Source organism: Bradyrhizobium sp. S3.7.6, from assembly GCF_054061875.1.
On sequence record NZ_JBSSEQ010000001.1, the window covers coordinates 1,299,088 to 1,313,582 of the forward strand.

General features: G+C 65.0%; 14 protein-coding genes. 6 read left to right on the top strand and 8 right to left on the bottom strand.

Features of this window, described 5'->3' with window-relative positions:
* The first annotated feature begins 30 nt into the window (after positions 1–30).
* Complete coding sequence (locus ACVJ5M_RS06170) at positions 31–456, top strand: HIT family protein (RefSeq protein ID WP_063980563.1); 426 nt, start codon at positions 31–33, stop codon at positions 454–456.
* A gap of 135 nt (positions 457–591) precedes the next feature.
* Here ACVJ5M_RS06170 and ACVJ5M_RS06175 read toward each other — a convergent pair whose 3' ends face one another.
* The 5 genes from ACVJ5M_RS06175 to ACVJ5M_RS06195 all read right to left on the bottom strand — a co-directional run bounded on the left by ACVJ5M_RS06175 (position 592) and on the right by ACVJ5M_RS06195 (position 6,549).
* Positions 592–1,533 carry a DUF5996 family protein gene (locus ACVJ5M_RS06175; protein WP_063980564.1) on the bottom strand — a complete coding sequence of 314 codons (942 nt, stop codon included), beginning with the start codon at positions 1,531–1,533 and terminating at the stop codon, positions 592–594.
* A gap of 155 nt (positions 1,534–1,688) precedes the next feature.
* Complete coding sequence (locus ACVJ5M_RS06180) at positions 1,689–2,387, bottom strand: ABC transporter ATP-binding protein (protein WP_063980565.1); 699 nt, start codon at positions 2,385–2,387, stop codon at positions 1,689–1,691.
* Entirely contained in the window at positions 2,384–4,228 is a 1,845-nt protein-coding gene (locus ACVJ5M_RS06185; RefSeq protein ID WP_063980566.1) for a branched-chain amino acid ABC transporter ATP-binding protein/permease, read from the bottom strand. The genes ACVJ5M_RS06180 and ACVJ5M_RS06185 overlap by 4 nt, the downstream gene beginning before the upstream one ends.
* A gap of 11 nt (positions 4,229–4,239) precedes the next feature.
* Positions 4,240–5,115: a branched-chain amino acid ABC transporter permease gene (locus tag ACVJ5M_RS06190; protein WP_014490434.1), complete on the bottom strand. Its 876-nt coding sequence runs from the start codon at positions 5,113–5,115 to the stop codon at positions 4,240–4,242.
* A gap of 99 nt (positions 5,116–5,214) precedes the next feature.
* Positions 5,215–6,549, bottom strand: a complete 1,335-nt coding sequence (locus ACVJ5M_RS06195; RefSeq protein WP_063980567.1) for a substrate-binding protein — start codon at positions 6,547–6,549, stop codon at positions 5,215–5,217.
* A 251-nt stretch (positions 6,550–6,800) separates the two neighbouring features.
* Between ACVJ5M_RS06195 and ACVJ5M_RS06200 the strand changes: the two genes are divergently transcribed.
* Positions 6,801–7,430: a hypothetical protein gene (locus ACVJ5M_RS06200; RefSeq protein WP_187387884.1), complete on the top strand. Its 630-nt coding sequence runs from the start codon at positions 6,801–6,803 to the stop codon at positions 7,428–7,430.
* 112 nt (positions 7,431–7,542) lie between these two features.
* Positions 7,543–8,013 (top strand): MarR family winged helix-turn-helix transcriptional regulator, encoded by a 471-nt coding sequence (locus ACVJ5M_RS06205; RefSeq protein ID WP_063980568.1) that lies wholly within the window; start codon positions 7,543–7,545, stop codon positions 8,011–8,013.
* 8 nt (positions 8,014–8,021) lie between these two features.
* Here the strand turns inward: ACVJ5M_RS06205 and prfA are convergent, their stop codons facing one another.
* Positions 8,022–9,107 carry a peptide chain release factor 1 gene (gene prfA, locus ACVJ5M_RS06210; RefSeq protein ID WP_063980569.1) on the bottom strand — a complete coding sequence of 362 codons (1,086 nt, stop codon included), beginning with the start codon at positions 9,105–9,107 and terminating at the stop codon, positions 8,022–8,024.
* A 57-nt stretch (positions 9,108–9,164) separates the two neighbouring features.
* The gene (ptsP, locus tag ACVJ5M_RS06215; RefSeq protein ID WP_354100023.1) at positions 9,165–11,432 is read right to left on the bottom strand and encodes a phosphoenolpyruvate--protein phosphotransferase; all 2,268 of its coding nucleotides are present in this window, start codon (positions 11,430–11,432) and stop codon (positions 9,165–9,167) included.
* Here ptsP and ACVJ5M_RS06220 point away from each other — a divergent pair.
* Positions 11,431–11,724: a hypothetical protein gene (locus ACVJ5M_RS06220; RefSeq protein WP_354100022.1), complete on the top strand. Its 294-nt coding sequence runs from the start codon at positions 11,431–11,433 to the stop codon at positions 11,722–11,724. The genes ptsP and ACVJ5M_RS06220 overlap by 2 nt on opposite strands.
* On the opposite strand, the gene ACVJ5M_RS06225 is transcribed toward ACVJ5M_RS06220, so the two are convergent.
* On the bottom strand, positions 11,721–12,977 hold the full coding sequence (locus ACVJ5M_RS06225) for an aspartate kinase (protein ID WP_063980571.1): 1,257 nt from the start codon (positions 12,975–12,977) through the stop codon (positions 11,721–11,723). The two genes, ACVJ5M_RS06220 and ACVJ5M_RS06225, sit on opposite strands and share 4 nt — an antisense overlap.
* A gap of 174 nt (positions 12,978–13,151) precedes the next feature.
* On the opposite strand from ACVJ5M_RS06225, the gene ACVJ5M_RS06230 reads away from it, so the two are divergent.
* Both ACVJ5M_RS06230 and ubiG read left to right on the top strand, forming a co-directional pair.
* Positions 13,152–13,619, top strand: coding sequence for a PH domain-containing protein (locus tag ACVJ5M_RS06230; RefSeq protein ID WP_063980572.1), 468 nt, complete (start codon positions 13,152–13,154; stop codon positions 13,617–13,619).
* A 14-nt stretch (positions 13,620–13,633) separates the two neighbouring features.
* Complete coding sequence (gene ubiG / locus ACVJ5M_RS06235) at positions 13,634–14,407, top strand: bifunctional 2-polyprenyl-6-hydroxyphenol methylase/3-demethylubiquinol 3-O-methyltransferase UbiG (RefSeq protein WP_063980573.1); 774 nt, start codon at positions 13,634–13,636, stop codon at positions 14,405–14,407.
* Positions 14,408–14,495: the final 88 nt, after the last annotated feature.

Consider the following 14,495-nt stretch of genomic DNA (forward strand, 5'->3'; position numbering starts at 1 on the left):
TGATCGCATCTCGCAGCCAGCGAGGGATCCATGGCGGCTTACGACGATCAGAACGTCTTCGCAAAGATCCTGCGCGGCGAGATTCCCTGCTTCGAGGTTTTCAGCGACGACCGCAGCCTCGCCTTCCTCGACATCATGCCGCGCTCGCCCGGACACACGCTGGTCATCCCCCGGGCGCCGGCGCGTGGCATCCTCGACATCGCGGATGACGATCTCGCCGCGGTCGCCCGAACCGGCAAACGGATCGCGATTGCAGCGATGAAGGCGTTCGACGCCGAGGGTATCATCCTGCAGCAGTTCAGTGAACCGGCGAGCGGGCAGGTGGTCTTCCACCTGCACATGCACGTCATGCCGGTCAGGGCCGGAATCGAGCTGCTGCCGGCGCAGACGCGCAAGGAAGACATGGCCGTGCTCGCGGCTCACGCCAAGCGGATGATTGCGGCGCTTGGCAGTTGATCGAGATAGCGCTGCAGCAAGACCGTAGGACGGGTAGAGCTGTTGCGAAACCCATCATCGAGACAAACTCGAAATCGACTGGCGCAGCTTCGCTCCACCGAAACTGCGAGCCAGCGATCTTTCATCGAACCTTCATCAGTTCCTGTTCAGCGGGCGGGGTCGAAGGGGAGAGCCAATCGGACATTCGAGCGCGGCACGATCCCAGCGTCCGACATCAGCTGCTGCCTGATAGGTGGTTTGCAGAAACGCCATGAGCGTGGCCTCTGGCTCGCTGGATTTTCGCACAAGGTCGTAGGGCAGGAGATATTCGCCGAGCTTCCGATCGAAGTATGCGCCCGCCGGCATGACCTGTCCGTCAGCAAAGCCATTCGGGGTGGGGTAGGCATAGGAGTAGAAAGCCGCAAAGTCTGTGCCACCTCCGCCCGGCCAAAAGCCGGCGGACGAGACCTCATCGCTATAGGCCTCGCGTGTCACGACGTCCGGCAAACCCGGGACGCCACCCGGGTGAAGCGGAGCGGAACGCCCAGAGAAGCGCGTCACCGCGAGATCGAAGCTGCCCCAGAAGAGATGGACCGGACTGACTTTCCCGATGAATCCCGTCCGAAACCGATAGAACACTCCGCTGATCGCGACGAGGGCGCGGAAGAACCGCGTCACGGCGTCTGCGTCATAGGGCCTGATCTGGCGGTCCTCCGTGAACGGGATCGGATCCGGGACCTCACTGGGCCGACCGTCAAATTCTGGTGTTCCGCCGAGATGTTCTACCAAATCACAGAACCGGGCGTGAAATTCGGCGACGGACATTCGCCCGAGCGGCATTTCCGCCCTGCGCCCATCAGCTGCTTCTCCGATCAGGACGTGACGGGAGAGATCGAAGACGATCTCGATACCTGATGCGTCTGGAATCAGCGAAGTCGTGAGCCCGCGTGCATTCACGTAGAAGGTCGCGTGCCAGGAATGGTTGACCCACGGCGTTCTCGCGAGCCGATACTTGCCGACAATCTGGCAATACAGATGAAGCGCGGAACAGGTTTCGCGCCATGCCTCGAAGGGAATCTCCGGCCAGATCGCGCTCATAGCGTCTCCTCCCTCAGGTTCGGTTCGGCTTGGCAAGACCTCACCTCGGCTAAAGGCGACCCTGTGTCCGCTTTGGGCCCAAGGCGACATTCCGGGGGCGAGGCCGCATGCTGCGCCCTCGAAAGCAGATATCCCGGAGTTTAGGGGGACTCGACCTAGACGCCAAGGTATCGCTGCAGCAGCTCCGGCTGGACCTTGAGCTCCTGCGCCGGTCCCTCGTGCACGATGTGGCCGTTGTTGATGATGTAGATCCGCGTCGCCAGCGCCAGCGTCGCTGCCAGATTCTGCTCGACCAGCACGATGGTCTGGCCGGCGGCCGCGAGCTCGCGGCAGGCCTTGACCAGATCGTGGACGATGACGGGCGCGAGCCCCTCGAACGGCTCGTCCAGCAGCACGATCTTGGGATCGCGCACCAGCGCCCGGGCGATCGCGAGCATCTGCTGTTCGCCGCCGGAGAGCTCGGTGCCGCGGTTGTTGCGCCGCTCCTTCAGCCGCGGAAACATCTCGTAGACGCGCTCGAGCGGCCAGCGCTTCGGTGCGGTGATCCCGGCGAGGACGATGTTCTCCTCCACCGACAAGCTGCCGAAGATCCGGCGCTCCTCGTGCACGAGCTGCATGCCGGCCTGCGCGATTCTGTGGCTCTTGCGTCCGGCGATATCGATGCCGTCGAACTTCACGCTGCCGCTGCGGGGCGTCACGACGCCCATCAGGCTCTTGAGCGTCGTGCTCTTGCCGGCGCCGTTCCTCCCGAGCAGCGCCACCACCTCGTGCCGCTCGACGCGCATGGCGACGTCGAACAGGATGTGGGAGTCCCCGTAGTAGCTGTTCAGGCCGTTGACCTCGATCAGGCTCATGCGGCGATCTCTCCGTGAACGCCGCCGAGATAGGCTTCCTGCACCGCGGCGTTGGTCCTGATTTCCTCCGGTGTGCCGTCCAGCAGCACCTTGCCCTCCTGGAGCACCGTCACGCGCTCGACCAGCTCGAACAGCGAATCCATGTCGTGGTCGATGATGATCATGGTGCGCCCGCGCGCGATCGATTTGAGCAGCTTGACGGTCTCGACCCGTTCGCGCGGGCTCATGCCCGCGAGCGGCTCGTCGAGCAGCAGCAGGCGCGGCGAGGTGGCGAGCGCAAGCCCGATCTCCAGCCGGCGCTTCTCGCCATAGGCGAGCTCGGATACCGGCGTATCGGCGCGGCGGGTCAAATTGACCAGGGCAAGCGTGTGCTCGACCTGCTCCGTCAGGCCCTTCACGCCCGAGAGCTTGCGGAACAGGTCGAGCCGAAATTTGCCGCGCAGCTCGGCGAGTGCTGCGATCGTCAGGTTCTGCCGCACCGTGAGGCCCGTGAAGAGCTGGTTGACTTGGTAGCTCTTGGTGAGTCCGAGCTGGCAAACCTCGGTGACCTTCAATCCCGTGATGTCGCGGCCCTCGAACACGATCCGGCCGGAGGTCGGCGCGATCTCGCAGGTCAGCATCTTGAAGAAGGTCGATTTGCCGGCGCCGTTGGGCCCGATGATGCCGCGCAGCTCGCCCTGATTGACGCTGAAATCGATGTCGCTGTTGGCGACGAGACCGCCATAGCGCTTGGTCAGGCCGGTGGCTTTCAGGATCGGCCCGGAATAGGCGGGATGCGCGACCTCCCTGGCCTGCATCGGTGCAGGCGGAGCTTGCTGTGGCGTCTCGATCTCGGCCTCCACCTCCGTCTCCGCAGCCTTCCGCGCTCGCTTGCCGGACACGAGGCCGTAGAGATCGACGAGGCCGCCCACAATGCCGCCGCGCAGGAAGCAGACCAGCACCACGAACACGACGCCCAGCACGAGCTTCCAGGCCGCCCCGAGGCCCAGCGCGGACTGGAGGAAATCCTGAAGGAAGAGCCAAACTGTTGCGCCGACCAGCGGTCCGAACAGCGTGCCGCGGCCGCCAATGGCGGTCTGCATCACGAGCTGGCCCGAGGTGTCGAAAGTGAAGGCGTCAGGCGGCATGAAGGCCTGCAATACGCCGAGCAGGCCGCCGGCGAAGCCCGCATAGGCCGCAGCGATCACGAAGGCGGTCAACTTGTAGCCGTGGATGTTGTGGCCGACGGCGGTGGCGCGCAGCGGATTGTCCCGGATCGCGCTGAAGATGGCGCCGACCGGCGAGCGGACGATCCTGAGCGCGATGATGACGCCGATGAAGTAGCACAGCGCGATGAACTGATAGAGCGACCAGCCATTGGTGAAGTGGATGGTGGTGAAACCGAGATTGAAGCTCGGTGTCGGCACGCCCGGCAGGCCGTTCTCGCCGCCGGTGAAATCCGAGAGCGGATTGAACTCGACGAAGAAGAACACCTCCGCGATCGCCACCGTGATCATGGCGAAATAGATGCCGGTGCGGCGCAGCGCGATCAGGCCGATCAGGTAGCCGGTCGCCGCCGCCGCGATCATGCCGATGATCAGCGCGCCCAGCACGTTGCCGAAGCCCGCGCGGGTCAGGAGGTAGGCCGCGACAAAGCCGCCGGTGCCGTAGAAGGCGGACTGGCCGAACGACAGCAGGCCGGTGAATCCGAACAGGATGTCGAAGCCGAGACCGAACAGGCCCCAGACCAGAATCCGGTTCACGGTGTTCGGGGCGAAGCCGAGATGAGGCAGCACGAAAGGGGCTGCGATCAAACCGATCGCGGTCAGGGTCTCGATCAGGAACGGGCGTTGCTTGAGCATCAGGAAATCGCTTACTCGCGGCCCTGGACGCCGAGCAGGCCATGCGGTCGCACCACGAGCACGAGCGTCATCGCCGCAAACAGCATCACATAGGCGTAGCCGGGGTTGAACATGGAGGTGACGCTGATGATCTCGCCGGCGATCAGGCCGCCGAGGATCGCGCCCGGAAACGAGCCGACGCCGCCGATCACCACCACCACGAAGGTCTGGACCAGGATGTCGTCACCGATGCCCGGTGTCAGCGACACCACCGGCGCATTGACGATGCCGGCAAATCCGGCGGCCATCGCGCCGATGCCGAACACGACCATGAAGACGCGGTAGACGTTGATGCCGAGCGAATCGACCATCACCGAATCCTCGATGCCGGCGCGCACGATCATGCCGAGCCGGGTCCGGTACAGGACGATGAACAGTGCGCCGAGGGCGACCGCGACGATGCCGACGACGGCGAGGCGATAGGTCGGATAGAACATGAAGCCGAGATTGGTGATGCCCTGGAACAGGGCCGGCGGCGGCACCAGCTGCGACTGGCTCGAGAAGATCAGGCGCACGAGCTCGACGAAACAGATGCCGAGCCCGAAGGTCACGAGCAGCTGATCCTCGTGCGGGCGATGATAGAAATGGCGGATGATGACGCGTTCCATCGCGACGCCGAGCAGCATCACGAACAGCGAGCCCGCGATGACGGCGATGATGAAGGACTCCGTGTACTGGTAGGCGACGAAGCCGGCATAGCCGCCGATCATGAACATCGCGCCATGCGCGAGGTTGAGCACGCCGAGCGTGCCGTAGATGATGGTCAGGCCGGAGCTGATCAGCGCGAGCAGGGCGCCGAGCGCGAGCCCGTTGAAAAGCTGCGAAACGAGGTTGGGCCAACTGATCATGCGACAATCGCCGTTGTGACGCGCGATGGTGCGCGTCAGAAAAAGGTGACGCCGCAGGACCAGAGTGCAGCCCGCGGCGTCACAGGGGTTAGCGCGGGCTCAGCTGTAATCGCCGGGATGGCAGCCGAACGCGTCCGGCTTCTGCATCAGGCCTTCACCGGGGACGATCTCGACGACGTCGTACCAGTCTTCCTTGCTCTTCATGTCCTTCTGCTGCTTGCCCTTCACGATGATCACCGGGCGGACGCATTGGTGATCCTCGGGGCGGTAATGCACGTCGCCGACCAGGGAGGGGATCGTCTCGCCCTTCTCGTAGGCCTTGATCACGTCGGGCGGATTGAAGCTGCCGGCCTGCTCGCACATGTGGGCCCAGTGCGCGAAGCTGACATAGGCGTTCTCGGCGCCCCATTCGGGCTTGTAGCCGTACTTCTTCTCGAAGGCCTCGTTGAACATCTTGGCGAGCGGGAACTTGTCCTCGATCGTCCACCAATAGTCGGTGGCGGCGTACACGCCCTGCATCAGGCCGCCGGTCTCGCGTGCGATGAAGGGCACCTGGTAGGGGACGACCAGCTTCATCTTGTCGAGCACGCCGAACTGCTTGGCCTGCTGGGTCGACAGTACCGCGTCGTGGCCCCAGTTGACGTTGATGAGCACGTCGGCGCCGGAATTCGCGACGTTCAGCAGATATGAGGAGTAGTCGGGCGCGCCGAGCGGTGCGACCTGGTTGGTCACCGTCGTCCAGCCCGCGGTCGCGAGGAAGTCCTGCATCGACTTGGTGACGGTGTGGCCGTAGGTGTAATCGGGCGTCAGGTAGGCGGCCTTCTTGTTCTTGCCGAACTCCCTCACCATCACCGGGCCGATCGCCGCGGCGGCGGTCTGGCCGAAGAAATTCTGGCGGAAGCCGTAGCGAACGCAGTCCTTGCCGGTGGTGTCGTTCGAGCCGGAAATGCCGCACACGAACAGCACGTGTTCGCGCTGCGCGAGCTTGTTGAGCGCGACCGCGACGGCGCTCGACGTGCCGCCGGTGATCATGATCGCCTTGTTCTCGCTGATGAAGCGCTGCTGCGCCTGCACCGCCTCGTTCGGCTTGGCCGCGGAATCCGCGACGCCGAACTTCAGCTCCTTGCCGAGCACGCCCTTGCTGGTCTTCGGCGAAATCTTCTTGATCAGGTCGTGGCCGCTGTTGATGTGCTCGATCGCGAGCTGGTAGCCCTTGAGCTCGTCCTCGCCCTGCACGGCATAGGTGCCGGTGCGCGGGACCGAGATTCCGATGAACGCGGTGGAACCCGAAACGCCGGCGGGATACGAGCCGATCGCCGGCTTGTCCTCGGCAAAGGCCGGCGTCGCGGGCAGCATCGAACCGCCGATGAGGCTAGCTGTGGTCTGGAGCAGGCCACGGCGCGAGAGGCCGCGGCGGATGAGATCGTCAGTCATGGTCGTTTCCTCCGAACATCGTTCTTGTTTGCAGGCGCAAGCACGACCTGTCCGGCGCCAGCCGGCCTCGCTGGCCTGCTGCGCCGGGCACGTCACATCCGCGTGTAGCTCTTGGCCCTAAGCATTGCTCGTGAAGTCCTTCTGTCAATTTCGTCTTTGGTCGAACGACGAAAATTATCACGTGAAAACATATCGGATCACGATATATATTAGTCTTTGTGAGTACGAGGCTGGCGGGTTCGGCGAGAGAAATGGCGCGGCAGACGACAGTGGCGAGTGCCCGGAAGCGACGATCCTGGCCGCAGGAGGCGGAGCGGCCGGAGGCCGCGTGGCCCGCGGGGGAGGGCAGCGACCAGCGCGCGGCGCCGCAGTCGGGCGATGCCTCCCGCGTGTCCGAGCCGTGCAGCCGGTCAGCCGGCCGGCGCGGACCCGTCGTCGGCTCCGTCCAGGCCAAGGTCCAGGCCAAGCGCGCGCCCGGCCCGATGCAGAAGCTGAGCGTGCGCGCGCAGAATGTTCTGAAGGAGCTTGCGGTGGAGCTCACCGGCGAACAGCCGCCGAAGGGGAATTGGCTGCCGTCGCGCGAGTTGCTGCTCGCGCTGACGGCCGAGCGCCTTGCGACCACGCGCAACTGCGGTCCTCACACGATGCGGGAGATCGTGGATTGGGCCCAGGGCTGCGGCGTGACCATCAAGCCGGTGATACCGCCCGGCGGCTCGCTGTCGCAGATGTGGGCGGAGTTGATTGCCAATGCGTCGGCCGGGGCCTTGACCAGCGCCGAGATCGCCAGCGCGCTCCAGCGCTCGATCAGGCGAAAGAGCGTTCGCATCCCGATCGCGTTTCAGGTCATCCTGGTGAAGATCCTGCTCTCCAGTTTCGAATAGCCCCCGATATTTGTGCATCCGCGGCGCCGCTCGGTTGGTTCCGCCGGTCCTTCCTTGCTAGTCTCGGCAGCGCCCGCCCGCTTCATCGGTGGGCTCGACGTCGCAGGCAGGAATGACTCAATCGAAGCGGAAGACGACGCGTCCCGCGTCCGCGGCGCCCTCAAAGGGCGGCGCGATGCGCGAGGCCGACTATGCGGCGCTCGCACAGTTCCGCTATCAGCTCCGGACCTTCCTGGCGTTCAGCGAAGCCGCGGCCCAGAGTGCCGGCTTGACGCCGCAGCAGCATCAGGCGCTGCTGGCGATCAAGGGGCTGGCCGCCCCTGACGGCGCAAGCGTCGGCGACATCGCGCGCTTCCTCCTGATCCGGCACCATACCGCGGTGGAGCTGGTGGATCGCATGGCGAAGCTGAAGCTGATCGGCCGGGAAGCCGATCCGCAGGACGCAAGACGCGTCCTGGTCAGGCTGACGGCCAAGGGCGAGCAGAAGCTGCGATCGCTCTCGCGCATTCACCTGGACGAGCTGGGTGCCGCCGCGCCCGCCCTGGCCAGGATCCTGCGATCGTTCCGGGCCAAAGCGCGCTGAGGCGCGGTTCAGGCGGCTGCGCCTTGCGCGGCGAGCTGTGCGGCCTGATGCTCGGTGGTCAGCGCGTCGGTCAATTCGCCGAGCGCTTCGCCGGCGATCACCTGCGGCAGCTTGTAGAGCGTCAGGTTGATGCGATGATCGGTGACGCGTCCTTGCGGGAAATTGTAGGTGCGGATGCGCTCGCTGCGGTCGCCGGAGCCGACCTTCTCCTTGCGTTCGGCCGAGCGTGCGGCGTCGAGGCGCTGCTGTTCGGCATCGTAGATGCGCGAGCGCAGAATGTTCATGGCGGAGGCGCGGTTCTTATGCTGTGAGCGGCTGTCCTGCATCATCACCACGATGCCGGTCGGGATGTGGGTGATGCGGATCGCCGATTCGGTCTTGTTGACGTGCTGGCCGCCGGCGCCCTGCGCCCGCATGGTCTCGATCCGCAGATCGTCGTTCTTGATGTCGACGTCGACCTCCTCGACCTCCGGCATCACGGCGACGGTAGCGGCGGAGGTGTGGATGCGTCCCTGCGTTTCGGTGTCCGGCACGCGCTGCACCCGGTGCACACCGGATTCGAATTTCAGCTTCGAGAACGCGCCGCGGCCCTGCACCTCCGCGATGATTTCCTTGTAGCCGCCGACGGTGCCTTCGCTGGCCGAGATCACCTCGACCTTCCAGCCCTGCAAGGCCGCGAAGCGCTCGTACATCCGGAACAGATCGCCGGCGAACAGCGAGGCCTCGTCGCCGCCGGTGCCGGCGCGGATTTCCAGCACCACGTTGCGGTCGTCCATGGCGTCCTTGGGCAGCAGCGCGACGCGAATCTTCTGGACCAGCTCTTCGATTTTAGGCGTCAGCTCGTCGCGCTCGGCTTCAGCCATGCCGCGCATCTCGGAATCCGTCGCGGGATCGGCGATCAGCGCCTCGGTGTCGGCGAGTTCTTTGACCGCAGAACGATACGCCTTCACCGCCTCGATCAGCGGGGTGAGCTCGGCGAGCTCGCGGGTGATCTGCACGTAGCGTTCGGAGGCGAGCTGGCCGAGCGATTCGGCCTCGAGCGAGGCGTGATGCGCGAGCAGGACGTCCAGTTTGGCTTCGGGGAGTGACGACATCGGTTCAGTCTCAAATGGCGGAAGAGGGCGAGGCGGCGGGAGGGGGCGACAGGCCCGCTACAACGCCAGGCCTTCGGCCTCGGCAAATTCCGTCAGCTTCTGCCGGATCGAGACGCTGCCGGAGGGCGCGTCCAGCAGCGGGCCGAGCATCGCTTCGGCCTTCTTCGCGTCGAGATCGATGACCATCGCCTTGACCGGACCGAGCGCGGTCGCCGAGAGCGACAGCGAACGATAGCCCATCGCGATCAGCGCCAGTGCGCCGATCGGCTTGGAGGCCATCTCGCCGCAGAGCGATAACGACTTCTTTGCATCGTTCGACTTCCGCGCGATCTCGCGCAGCACGCGCAGGATCGGCGCCGACATCGTGTCGAAGCGCTCGGAGACTTTCGCATTGCCGCGATCGACCGCGAACAGGAACTGGAACAGATCGTTGGAGCCGACCGAGATGAAGTCGACCTTCTTCAGGAGCTCGTCGAGCTGGTAGAGCAGGGCGGGCACCTCGACCATGGTGCCGATGTCGATCCGCTCCGGCAGGGTGTGGCCGTGCTGGCGCAGATAAGTCAGCTCGCGCTCGACCAGCGCCTTCGCCGAATCGAATTCGGCGACCTCCGAGATCATCGGGAACATGATGCGCAGCGCGCGGCCGCCGCCGGCGCGCAGCAGCGCGCGGATCTGGCCGCGCAGCAGGCCGGGGCGATCGAGGCCGAGCCGGATCGCGCGCCAGCCGAGTGCGGGATTCTCCTCGATCACCGCTTCCATGTAAGGCAGTGCCTTGTCGCCACCGATGTCGAGGGTGCGGAAGGTGACGGGCTTGGTGCCCGCGGCATCCAGCACCGTGCGATAGAGCGCGAGCTGGTCGCTGGTGCGCGGCAGGCTCTGCCCCACCATGAATTGCAGCTCGGTGCGGAACAGGCCGATGCCGGCGCTGCCGGTGTCCTCGATATGCGGCAGGTCGATCGCAAGACCTGCGTTGATCATCAGCTCGACCTTCTGCCCGTCCTTGGTGACGCAGGGACGGTCGCGCAGCGCGAGGTATTGCGCCTGGCGGCGGGCGCGGAAGCGCACGCGTTCGGCGAAGGCGGCTTCGACCTCCTGCGACGGGCGCACATAGATCGAGCCCGAGGTGCCGTCGACGATGATGGCGTCGCCGGGATCGGCGATGCCCGGCGCGTTCGGGACTTCGCCGACCGCGGGGATGCCGAGCGCGCGGGCCACGATCGAGACGTGGGAGTTGGCGGTGCCTTCCTCCAGCACGATGCCGCGCAGGCGCTTGCGGTCGTAGTCGAGCAGCGCCGCCGGGCCCATTGCGCGCGCGATGACAATGGCATTGTCGGGCAGTTGCTCGCGTGAGGGCGCGTGGTCCTGGCCGACCAGCTGCCGCATCAGGCGGTAGCCGAGATCCTCGAGATCGTGCAGCCGGTCACGCAAATAGGGATCGGTGGAGCGCAGCATCCGCGCGCGGGTGTCGGACTGCACGCGCTCGACGGCGGCTTCCGCCGTGAGGCCGGTGGCGACCGCCTCATGCAGCTTGTGCGACCAGCCCTGGTCGTTGGCGAACATGCGGTAGGCTTCCAGCACCTCGCGGTGCTCGCCGCCCTCGGCAACGTCGCCACGCTCCAGCATGCGGTCGAGATCGGCGCGCAGCTTGGCGAGCGCGGTGTCGAGCCGCTTGATCTCCTTCGGCAGATCCTCGGCGATGTAGTCCTTGATGACGACGCGCGGCTCGTGCAGCACGACATGGCCGAGCGCGATGCCTTCCGAGAGGATGGCGCCGACCTTCTGCGCCGAATGGCGCGCGGCCGGCTCCTGGCCCGGCTGGGCCAGCGCAGACAATTCGCCGGAGGCGATCAGCTCCGCCAGCACCATCGCGGTGGTCTGGAGCGCCTCGAGCTCCTCCTCGACATAATTGCGCTTGGCGCGGTTCTGCACCACCAGCACGCCGAGCGTGTTGCCGGCGCGCAGGATCGGCACGCCGAGGAAGGAGTGATAGATTTCTTCGCCGGTCTCCGGGCGGAACGAGAAGGCCGGGTGGCTTTGCGCGTCGCTGAGATTGAGCGGGGTCGCCTCGCTGGCGACGAGGCCGACCAGGCCCTCATGGGCGCTCAGCACGGTGTGGTGCACCGCCTCGCGGTTGAGGCCTTCGGTGGCGTAGAGCTCGAGCGTGTTGTCAATGCGCAGCACATAGACCGAGCACACCTCGGCCACCATATTGGCGGCGATCAGCACCACGATCTTGTCCAGCCGCTCCTGGGCCGAGACCTGCTCCGCCATGGTTTCGCGGAGCCGTCTCAACAAGACGCGGGGACCTCCCGACGAGCTCCGCATGAACCGTCAATCTCCTCCGTCTGCCTGGCCCGGCGGTATCGGCCGGCGGCTGGCCCAAAATTCCAGAAAAACAACCAAATTGTTCGTCCGGCGCAGGCACAAACACAAATCTACTCAAGATTTAGCGCTTGCACCGAATCAGCGCCGCCTGAACTGGGACACAGTCTGCGGCAGCCCACCCTGTTCGCCGTATAGCGAATTGAGGCTTGTTTTGCCAAGCAAAACGCCTGCCAAACGCGAAGGTGTGTACACCTTCGCGTTTGCTGCGACCGCTAAGAGAAAATTCGTCTAGGCCTGATCGAGACCGTAGAGCGTGTGCAGGGTGCGTACTGCGAGCTCGGTATAGGCGGTGTCGATCAAAACCGAGAATTTGATCTCGGAGGTTGTGATGGCCCGGATGTTGATATTCCGTCCGGCGAGGGCCGAAAACGCCTGGGCGGCGACGCCGGCATGGCTGCGCATGCCGCTGCCGATTACCGATATCTTGGCGACGTCGGTGGCGGTATCGAGCCGGGCATAGCCGATCTTGCCTTTGGCGGCCGTGATCGTGTCCTTGGCACGGGTGTAGTCGGCCGCCGGCACCGTGAAGGTGAGATCGGTGGTCTTGCCGTCCTCGGAGACGTTCTGCACGATCATGTCGACGTTGATGTTGGCATCCGCCAGCGGGCCGAAGATCGACGCTGCCACGCCGGGCTTGTCCTCGATCTGGCGTACCGAGATCTGGGCCTCGTCCTTCGAAAAGGCAATGCCGGTGACGACGTGGCTTTCCATGATCTCCTCCTCGCTGCAGATCAGCGTGCCGGGCGGCTGGTTGGCATGCGGGTCGATATCCTCGGGCTTGTCGAAGCTCGAGCGGACGAAGATCGGCATGTTGTGGACCATGCCGAGTTCCACCGAGCGGACCTGGAGCACTTTTGCGCCCTGGGAGGCCAGTTCCAGCATGTCTTCGAACGCGATCTTGTCGAGGCGGCGGGCCTTCGGCACGATTCGCGGGTCGGTGGTGTAGACGCCGTCGACGTCGGTGTAGATGTCGCAGCGGTCGGCCTTGACGGCGGCGGCGATCGCCACGGCCGAGGTATCGGAGCCGCCGCGGCCGAGCGTGGTGATGCGATTGGTCTCGGGATTGATGCCCTGGAAGCCGGCGATGACCGCGACCTCCTTGCGCTCCCGGAAGCGCTTGATGATCTCGCTGCCGTCGATGTCCTCGATCCGGGCCGAGGCATGGGCGTCGCTGGTCTTGATCGGGATCTGCCAGCCCTGCCAGGAGCGGGCCTGGATGCCCATGCCCTGAAGCACGATGGCGAGCAGGCCCGACGTCACCTGTTCGCCGGAGGCGACGACGGCGTCGTATTCGCGCGCGTCGTGCATCGGCGAGGCCTCGGTGCACCAGGCCACCAGCTCGTTGGTTTTACCGGACATCGCCGAGACGACCACGGCCACTTCATGGCCGGCGTCGACCTCACGCTTCACATGGCGTGCGACGTTGCGGATACGTTCGATATTGGCGACGGACGTGCCGCCGAATTTCATCACGAGGCGGCTCATGACGACGCGTGCATTCCCTCATAAGGATCAGTATGGTGACCCGCACCGGACGGGTGCGGGCGGACACCGACCGCGCGTATACATAGCGGCGGGGCCGGGGGCAAGCGGGTTCCTGCGGGGGCAGGGTAAGGTCCGACCTAAGGTCGGGCTTGGGGGTATGGGTTAACCGAGATCATGGCGCGTTATATCGACGAGATCCTGCAACCGGGCGAGCGGGTGCTGTATTCGACCAATGCGCACTGGATCTTCCATGTCCCGGCGATGATGGCCTGGATCGCGGCTCTGGCCCTGTACGTGGCCTCCCGCCTGATCGACGTCTACAGCGTGATGATTCTGTGCCTGTTCGGCTCCGGTCTGGTGGCGCTGGTTGCCCTTTACTCGACAGTCAAGGCTTGGTTCCATCGCTGGACCACCGAGATCGACGTGACCAATCTGCGGGTTGTGCACAAGACCGGGTTCATTACCCGGAAGACCTTCGAGATGAGCCTCGACAAGGTAGAGAGCGTCGACGTTGATCAGTCGATTCTTGGACGTATTCTCAACTATGGAAACGTGACGATCCGCGGTGTGGGTGAAGGTCGCGAGATCATTGATACAATCGCCTCGCCGCTCGCCTTCCGTAGTTCGATCACCACGCGGTAGGACCGCGCCTAACCATGAGCATGCAGCAAAATACTTCCGCAACCGCAAGCCCGCAGCCGGGCTCGACCGCCGACGCCGCCGAGATCGCGAAATTCTCGAAACTTTCGGCCGAGTGGTGGGACCCCAACGGCAAGATGGCCCCGCTGCACCGGATCAACCCGCTGCGGCTCGGCTATATCCGCGACGCCGCCTGCCGCAAGTTCGAGCGCAACGTGCGCAGCCTCAACTGCCTCGGCGGCCTGCGCGTGCTCGACATCGGCTGCGGTGCCGGCCTGTTGTGCGAGCCGCTGTCGCGCCTCGGTGCCCAGGTCATCGGCGTCGATCCCTCGGTCAGCAACATCGCCGCCGCGAAGCTGCATGCCGACAAGAGCCATCTGTCGATTGATTACCGCTGCACCACGGTCGAGGAGATCGACCCGCGCGAGCGCTTCGACATCGTGCTGGCGATGGAAGTGGTCGAGCACGTCGTCGATGTCGGCGTTTTCCTCAAGCGCTGCGCGGCGCTGCTGAAGCCGAACGGGCTGATGGTGGTCTCGACGCTGAACCGGAACTGGAAGAGCTTTGCGCTCGCCATCGTCGGCGCCGAATACGTCCTGCGCTGGCTGCCGCGCGGCACCCACGAATGGAACAAGTTCGTCACCCCCGACGAGCTGACGAAGTATCTTTTGGACAACCGTCTCGTCATCACCGAGCAGACCGGCGTCGTCTACTCACCCTTCGCCGACAAATGGACCCTCTCCTCCGACATGGACGTGAACTACATGGTCGTGGCGGAAGGGATGGTGTGAGGGGTACGCGAGGCGCGAGCATCGCACCCATGACGTGGGCGTGATTGACCTGCTTCGCCGCTAGCGGCAGGTTGGCCACGGCTTCCCC